We start from the raw sequence: 9,631 nt of genomic DNA, 5'->3' as shown, positions 1-9,631 counted from the left end.
TCTTAGAAGACATCAAATTGGGAGATTGTAGTTCCTTAAAGCAGGTTTTGTGTAGTGGAGAAGCTTTACAGGTAGATCAGGTAATATTATTTAAGGATAAATTCAAGAATGTTCGATTAGATAATTTATATGGACCTACAGAGGCAGCAATTGATGTAAGTTCATGGGAAGTACCACTAGAAGGCTCTTTGTCTCAAATTCTAATAGGAAAACCAGTAGCCAATACAAGTTTATATGTTTTAGATAATCAAAATCAATTATTACCAATAGGAGTAATAGGTGAATTATGTATAGGAGGTGTTCAGGTAGCGAGAGGCTATTTGAACAAAGAAGAACTAACTCAAGAGAAGTTTATAGCGAATCCGTTTAAAGAGGGTGAACGAATTTATAAGACAGGCGATTTAGCGCGTTGGCTGCCGGATGGTAATATAGAATATATCGGCAGAAAAGATGATCAGGTTAAGATCCGCGGTTATCGAATCGAGTTGGGTGAGATTGAAAACGTCTTATCATCTTTACCGGGAGTAACACAGTGTTGTGTACTGGCTAAGGAAGATGCAGTTGGCAGCAAGCGCCTGGTTGGTTATGTAGTTTTGGAAGACGCATTAGACAAAGAGAGATTACAAGAACAATTAAAACTAAGCCTGCCTGAGTATATGGTTCCTCAATTATGGGTGACTTTAGATGCGATGCCATTAACCGGTAATGGAAAATTAGATAAGAAGTCATTACCGGATCCGGATAACTCAGATTTATCCAGCAAAGAATATGTAGCACCACGTAACGAAACAGAAATACAATTAGCAGAAATCTGGCAGAATTTGTTAGGTATAGAACAAGTAGGAATTCATGATGATTTCTTCGAATTGGGAGGCCACAGTTTATTGGCTACGCGTTTAGTTTCCATGATTCGTCAGGATTTGATGATAGAAGTTTCTATCCGTGAAGTATTTGAACATACAACAATTGTAGAGTTATCATCTCTTATTGAATTTTTTGAACAGGATTTTAATGATGATCAGGAAGATAAAGAAAACTACAATATAACTATTGAAATATAATTTTTAAACATGAATGTAGAAGTTTTAAGTATTTTAAAAGAAGCTTATAATAAAAAAGTAAAAATAGGAGTAAATGAGGGCAGCTTAACAATTAAATCAGCTGCTACTATTGATGCCGATTTATTACAAAAAATAAAAGATAATAAAATTCATATAGTTGAATATATTGAGGGACGTCAAGTAAAAAGCAGAAAAAATACTTTATCAAAAGTTACTCCTTACGATCGAGATTCCATCAAGCAGATTCCTTTATCGTTTAGTCAGGAACGACTATGGTTTTTGGATCAGTTACAAGGCAGTACAGAATATCACATCCCTAGTGTTCTTCGTTTAGAAGGAGCCTTAGAGGTATCGATACTAGAACAAACCTTACGGGAAATTGTTTCGCGTCATGAGGTTTTGCGCAGTATGCTTTTATCAGAAGATGGAATCGGTTATCAGGAAATTATAAGCGCCGAAAGCTGGTCATTAGATCAATTAGAAATAGGAAATGCATCAATGCTGGAAAGCACTCTGCAGGATTATCTGATGCGCCCTTTTGATTTATCGAAAGATTACAAGTTACGATCTTGTTTGTATGGTCTGGGGAACAAACAATATGTCCTGGCAATTGTGTTCCATCATATTGCCAGTGATGGCTGGTCAGAAGGAATCCTGACCAATGAGTTTATGGAATTGTACAGTGCTCTGCAGTCCGATCGTCCGGCAGTTTTACCGGAGCTTAGTTTACAATACGCAGATTATGCCATTTGGCAGCGCAAGTATTTAGAAGGCGAGGTTTTAGATAATCAGTTAAGCTATTGGGAAACAAAATTAAGTGGTGTAAGTACCTTGACTTTACCAACGGATTATGTTCGTCCTTCTGTGCAGAGTAATGCAGGAGCTAGTGTTTCTTTAAAATTAGAAAAAGAGCTGAGTAACTCATTAAATTCTATATGCAAAGAAGAAGGTGTTACGATGTTTATGTTATTATTATCAGCCTTTAAGATTTTATTATACCGTTACAGCGGACAGGACGATATATGTGTAGGAACACCAATTGCGAATCGAACACAGTCAGAGTTAGAAGGAATGATTGGCTTTTTTGTCAATACTTTAGCACTTCGTAGTGATTTGAGCGGCGATCTTAGTTTTAAGGAATTATTGTTAAGAGTAAAGCAGACAACGTTAGAGGGGTATGACCATCAGCTGACACCTTTTGAAAAAGTAGTAGATCGTGTGATTACAACGCGGGATATGAGTATGACACCATTGTTTCAGGTGTTATTTGTATTACAGAACGCATCTAATATATCTGGAGAAGATAGGGAAACCTTAGAAGGTGTTACGTTATCAGGATATGAGTTTGATACGGTTACTTCTAAATTTGATTTAGTATTAAATGCTTCTGAAAGTGGTGATCATATTTCACTCAATATAGTATATTGTACCGCTTTATTTGATAAAGCAACAATAGATCGAATGCTGGTACATTATCAAGAGCTGCTGGCTGGTATTGTAAGCAATATCACCCAACCGTTAAGCAATTTATCTATACTTACAACAAAAGAAGAGTATCAATTATTATATGAATTTAATGATACAAATGTTACATACCCCAAAGATAAGACGCTAATAGATTTATTCACAGAACAGGTTAAACAAACACCAGATGCTATAGCAGTAGTTTATGAAGACGAGAAAATAAATTATAAGGAGTTGGATCAACGCTCAAACCAATTGGCACACTATTTATTATCTATTAATGATATAAGTGGAGGTAGTCAAATTGGAGTTGTTTTAGATCGCAGTGATTGGATAATTGTTTCATTTTTAGCAATATTAAAAATAGGAGCAACTTATGTTCCAATAGATCCTAACCATCCCGAAGAGAGAAAAGAATATATAAAGAAAGATAGTAACTGTTCTGTCATCGTAGATGATTTATTACTGGAAATATTCAAAAAGGATCGTTCTAAATATCCTAATGATTTACCTAAAATTGTTGTTGGACCTACTGATTTAGCATATATAATTTATACATCAGGTAGTACTGGGAAACCGAAAGGGGTAATGATTGAACATAGAAGTATCGTAAATACTATACTATCTCAAATTTCTGCTTTTTCAATTACCAATAAAGATACCTGTCTACAATTTGCAAGTATTTCATTCGATGCCTCTATTTGGGAGATTTGTATTTCCCTTTTGAGTGGTAGTCGTTTATGTATCATAAAAGAAGAAGCAAAATCAGACATTGTCTTTTTTAGAAACTTTATAGCAAATAATGCAATTACTTTTGCAACATTACCACCAGCATTTTTACAATTATTGTCGGTTGAAGATATAAAAAGTATTACCACTCTAGTTACTGCGGGAGAGTCAATACCTTTAGAATTAGCGAAGACATTTTCTCAGCATTACAATTACGTTAATGCCTATGGTCCTACAGAAGCAAGTATTTGTTCTACAACTTTCCAAGGAGATATAAAAGATATTGTATCAATTGGAAAACCTATTGATAATACTCAGGTGTATGTTATGAATGAGGAACATAATCTTTTGCCTGTTGGAGTAATTGGTGAGTTATGTGTTGGAGGAGCAGGAGTAGCACGAGGTTATTTAAATCTTGAACAATTAACCCAGGAAAAGTTTATAAACAATCCTTTTATAGAAGGAGGCCGAATTTATAAAACAGGAGATTTAGCTCGCTGGTTACCAGATGGTAATCTTGAGTATGTTGGTAGAAAAGATGATCAGGTCAAGATTCGAGGATACCGTATTGAATTAGGAGAAATTGAAAATATATTATCAGCATTATCAGGGGTTAGACAGTGTTGTGTTTTGGCCAAAGAAGATGTAAATAATACTAAGCGTCTGGTAGGTTATGTGGTTATGGAAGGTGTATTAGATAAAGAAGTGCTGCAAGAACAATTAAAGCTGCATTTGCCTGAATATATGATTCCTATGATTTGGGTATCATTAGAAAAGATGCCAATAACCAGTAATGGAAAATTAGATAAAAAGTCATTACCGGATCCAGAGAACTCAGAGTTGTCAACCAGTAAATATATTGCTCCTCGTAACGAAACAGAGAATCAATTAGTAACTATCTGGCAGGGATTATTGGGTATAGAAAATATAGGAATCCATGATAATTTCTTTGAGCTTGGGGGACATAGTTTATTAGCTGTTCAATTAATATCTCGCTTGCAAGCGCTGGATTTTCATATAAAAGTCAAAGATATTTTTGCTGGTCCTACGATAGCTTCCATCAGTGATAAGTTATCTTCCATATCTTTAGTTTATAGTGTTCCACCTAATGGAATTAAAATTACAAGTGACCGCATTATTCCATCAATGGTGCCATTATTAGTTGATTTTAATCAAAATGATTTAGATAAAATAGTGACAATGGTTCCGGGTGGTGTTTCAAATATTGAAGACATCTATCCATTATCTCCCTTACAAGCAGGAATTCATTTTCATAATTTAATGAGCAATCCTGCCCAGGGAGACCTCTACATTGTTCCAACTTTGCTTTCATTTTCTGATTCAGCAAAGCGAGTAGCTTTTATCGAGGCATTACAATTTGTAGTGAACCGTCATGATGTTTTACGTACTTGTTTTTTAAGTGATGGTTTACCTAATGCTGTTCAAGTAGTATTGCGAGAAGCAAAATTAGCATTAGATGATTTAGATTTAGAGGAGTCCAAAGCTATTTTGCCACAATTGGAATTGCTTATAGCTTCTGGTAGTCATTGGATGGACATTTCAAAAGCTCCATTATTAGAATTGAAATCAGCTGATGATCCAATTAATGGATGTTATTACTTAATAATATATCAACATCATTTAATAATGGATCATGTTGGTTTAGAGGTTATTACAGAAGAAATAATGTTGTGTCTATCAGGAGAAGGAACAAATCTTCCAACGCCTGTTTTATACCGGGATTTTATTGGTCACACGTTACATGCACAATCAATCAATGACGGGGAATCTTATTTTAAATCTTTATTTGACGGAATAGAAGAACCAACCTATCCATTTAATCTATCCAATGTTTTAGGTGATGGTACAGGTATCGAAGAGTCCACTAGTATGCTCTCTCAAGATGTAAGTGCATCATTGCGTAATACCTGTATTAAACTTAGTATGAGTCCTGCAGTATTATTTCATGCTGCTTTTGGTTTAGTTATAGCTAGATGCAGTAATAAAGAGTATGCTGTTTTTGGCTCTTTATTTTCAGGGCGTTTGCAAGGCTCTATTGGGGCCGCTGATTCTTTAGGTTTATTTATTAATACACTTCCGGTTGCGTTGAAATTAAAAGGAAGTGTCAAAGAATATTTGCAGGAAGTCAAGGTAAGATTAGAAGAATTATTATCCTACGAACAAACACCTTTATCTGACATTCATCATTGGAGTAATATCTCCAATGAGACGGCTTTATTCAGTGCTTTATTAAACTATCGTCATTCCTTATTATCTTCATCTGAAGAAAATAATGCCAGAGATATTGATTTAGGTATAACGCTTATTGGAAGTCATGAACGAACAAATTATCCATTTAATTTAAGTATAGATGATTTTGGTGTTGATTTTGGATTAAAAGTATTAGTAGATGAAAGTCTAAGTGCTGATCGCATACTTGCCTATATGGAACAAGCATTAATTCAGCTCATAGAAGGAGTAACAAGTGAAGAAGAAGTAAATGTTGATGCTTTAAATATATTACAAAGAGAAGAAAAACATCAACTATTAGATGTTTTTAATAATACACAAATATCCTACCCTTTAAATAAGTCTATAATACATTTATTTGAAGAACAAGTTGAGCGTACTCCGGATGCTATAGCTATAGTTTATAGAGAAAAAGAATTAAGTTACAGCGCGTTAAGTAAATGCTCAAATCAATTGGCACATTACTTATTATCTAATATTAAAAGTAATGTAGATAATTTGATTGGAGTAACTTTAGATCGCAGTGATTGGTCAATTATTTCGTTTTTAGCAATATTAAAAACGGGTTCGGCTTATGTGCCAATAGATCCTAATTATCCCGAAGAAAGAAAAGAATATATTAAAAAAGATAGTAACTGTAGTATTATCATAGATACGTTATTCTTAGATTCATTCAAAGAAGACATTTCTAAATATCCTGATAGTTTACCTGAAATAGTTCTAAAAGCAGATGATTTAGCATATGTTATTTACACATCAGGAACAACAGGAAAGCCCAAAGGAGTGATGGTGGAGCATAGTTCAGTTATAAATTTATGCTTTAACATAATCAATACTTTTGAGATCAATCAATTCACGATATGCTCTCAGCTAATTTCTGTATCATTTGATGCGTCAGTTTCTGAAATCTATCCATCTTTAATTTCAGGAAGCAGTTTACATATAATTGATGATGAGATTAAAAATGGAGCTACACTTGTCGATTATATTAAAATTAATGCAATAAACCATCTAACAATACCTTCAGATCTATTTGGACAGTTGGTATGGGAAGAATTACCAGCTTTGAAAAGCGTTCATATTGGAGGTGGAGTTTCATCATACAATACGCTAAAGGAATGGAGTAATACACAACTATTAGTTAATGGATATGGGCCTACAGAGTGTACTGTATGTGCTACAATGCATGATTTTAAAGATGGAGATTTAAATACTAATATAGGTAAACCTCTAAATAATACGAATATTTATATTCTTGATCCTTCGAATATTTTATTGCCGATAGGTGTAATAGGAGAGTTATATATTGGTGGAGTTCAGGTAGCCCGAGGTTATTTGAATCAAGAAGAATTAACTCAAGAAAAGTTTATAGAGAATCCGTTTAAAGAAGGTGAACGAATTTATAAAACAGGTGATTTAGCACGCTGGTTACCAGATGGTAATATTGAGTTTATTGGCAGGAAAGACAATCAGGTTAAAATTCGCGGTTATCGAATAGAGCTGGGTGAGATCGAGAATGTATTATCTTCTTTACCGGGAGTAACACAGTGTTGTGTACTGGCTAAGGAAGATGCAGGCAGCAGTAAGCGTCTGGTTGGTTATGTGGTTTTGGAAGGCGCATTAGACAAAGGGAGATTACAAGAACAATTAAAACTAAGCCTGCCAGAGTATATGGTTCCTATGCTTTGGATAGAGTTAGAGAAATTCCCTTTAACTTCTAATGGAAAGCTGGATAAAAACGCATTACCGGATCCTGATAGTTCAGAATTATCGAGCAAAGATTATGTAGCACCACGCAACGAAACAGAAAGACAATTAGCCGAAATCTGGCAAAATTTGTTAGGATTAGAACAAGTAGGAATTCATGATAATTTCTTCGAATTGGGCGGCCATAGTTTACTGGCTACTCGTTTAGTTTCGATGATCCGAAAGGATTTGATGATAGAAGTTTCTATCCGTGAAGTATTTGAACATACCACGATCTCTGAATTAGGGACTCATATATCAGATCAATCTGAAGGAGTTTTATTACCAGCAATTGTAGTAGAGGAACGTCCTGCCCGTATCCCATTATCGTTTAGTCAGGAACGACTATGGTTTTTGGATGCATTGCAAGGCAGTACCGAATATCACATTCCTATAGTTCTTGGTTTAGAAGGAGCATTAGAGGTATCGATATTGGAACAAACCTTACAGGAGATTGTTTCGCGACATGAGGTTTTACGCAGTATGCTTTTGTCGGAAGACGGAATCGGTTATCAGGAAATTATCAGCGCCGAGGGCTGGTCATTGGATAAAGTAATTGTATCTGATGAATTATTATTAGGAAATAATATAGCAGACTATGTGAATAAACCTTTTGATTTATCGAAAGATTACAAGCTGCGAGCGTGTTTGCATACATTAGAGAATGAGAAGTATGTTTTGGCTTGTGTTTTCCATCATATTGCCAGTGATGGCTGGTCGGGTGGAATCCTGACCAATGAGTTTATGGAATTGTACAGTGCCTTCCAATCAAATAAAACTCCTGATTTACCGGAGCTTAGCTTACAATACGCAGATTATGCTATTTGGCAGCGCAAGTATTTAGAAGGCGAGGTTTTAGAGAATCAGTTATCATATTGGGAAGAAAAATTAAAAGGTGTAAGCACCTTGTCATTACCAACGGATTATGTTCGTCCTGCTGTGCAGAGCACTGCAGGAGCTATTGTTTCTTTAGAATTAGGAAAAGAGCTGAGAGACTCATTAAGTTCTATATGCCAACAAGAAGGCGTTACGCTTTTTATGTTATTACTATCAGCCTTTAAGGTATTGTTATCCCGCTACAGCGGACAGGACGATATTTGTGTAGGAACACCAATTGCGAATCGAACCCAGTCGGATTTAGAAGGAATGATTGGCTTTTTTGTAAACATGCTGGCGCTTCGCAGTGATTTAAGCGGTGATCCTAGTTTTAAGGATTTATTGTCAAGAGTAAAGCAGACGACTTTAAAGGGGTACGATCATCAGCTAACACCTTTTGAAAAGGTTGTAGATCGGGTGATTACAACCCGCGATATGAATGTGACTCCATTATTTCAGGTATTGTTTTCCTTACAGAATAATGAAGAAAGTAAAGATGCAGCCTTAGAAGGCGTGACCTTATCATCATATGATACCCAAGTGGAAAGTTCCCAATTTGATTTAACACTTAATGTATCAGAGAGTAACAATGGCATTTCATTAGCAATAAATTATTGCACAGCTTTATTTGATAAAGCTACGATCGACCGTATGCTGCTGCATTATCAGGAGCTGTTGGTTAGTATTGCAGGCAATATCACAGAGCCAATAAGCCATCTGTCCCTGCTTACTTCACAAGAGGTGAATCAATTATTATATGAATTTAATGACACTGATGTTGCCTATCCATTAGATAAAACCATCGTTGATTTATTTGCGGAACAGGTAAAAAAGACCCCAAATGCTATCGCAGTTGTTTATGGAAATGAAGAATTAAGTTATAAAGAATTAGATGAGAAATCGACTTATCTGGCGCTTTATTTACAGAAACATTATGATTTGAGTTCCAATGATATTGTAGGTTTAATGCTGGATCGTAGTATCTGGTCTATTATTTCAATACTAGGAATTTTAAAAGCCGGTGCTTGTTATCTTCCTATCGATAAAGAGTATCCGGAGCATCGTAAATCCTTTGTTGTCAATGACGCTCATATAAAATTATTGATCATAGAGTCAGAAAGTTTATTTGATGTGATAGAATATGTGGTTCCTGTTTTTTCTATCGACGTAGAATTTGAGAGTGTATTAAACCAGGTGTCCTCATTTCCGGCTTTAAAAACCAGTGCTGTCCAAACTACGGATTTGGCATATGTAATTTATACCTCAGGAAGTACAGGTAATCCAAAAGGAGTAATGATAGAACATGGTAGTTTGGTAAACTACTTATTGTATGGTATATCACATTATGGAGAAGGAGATAATTCTCAGAGTTTCCCATTATTCAGTTCTTTATCATTTGATTTAACACAGACCAGTATTTATTTGACCCTTTTAACAGGAGGCCAATTGCATATTTACAAGGATAACGATGTTAGTTCGGTATTGAAGGCTATTGTTTTAAATGA

General features: G+C 35.1%; 2 protein-coding genes. Both read left to right on the top strand.

Annotated elements, in window-relative coordinates; genetic code table 11:
- The coding region (locus CHB81_RS26395; RefSeq protein ID WP_141130479.1) for a non-ribosomal peptide synthetase at nt 1–1,061 on the top strand (1,061 nt) is incomplete at its 5' end.
- A 9-nt stretch (nt 1,062–1,070) separates the two neighbouring features.
- Nucleotides 1,071–9,631 (top strand): non-ribosomal peptide synthetase (locus tag CHB81_RS26390; RefSeq protein WP_141130478.1); only part of this gene is annotated, 8,561 nt, incomplete at its 3' end.

The organism is Flavobacterium sp. ov086 (assembly GCF_900187965.1).
GTDB lineage: Bacteria > Bacteroidota > Bacteroidia > Flavobacteriales > Flavobacteriaceae > Flavobacterium.
The sequence above is the reverse complement of the archived record's forward strand: the minus strand, read 5'-3'. Positions and strand labels throughout refer to the sequence as shown.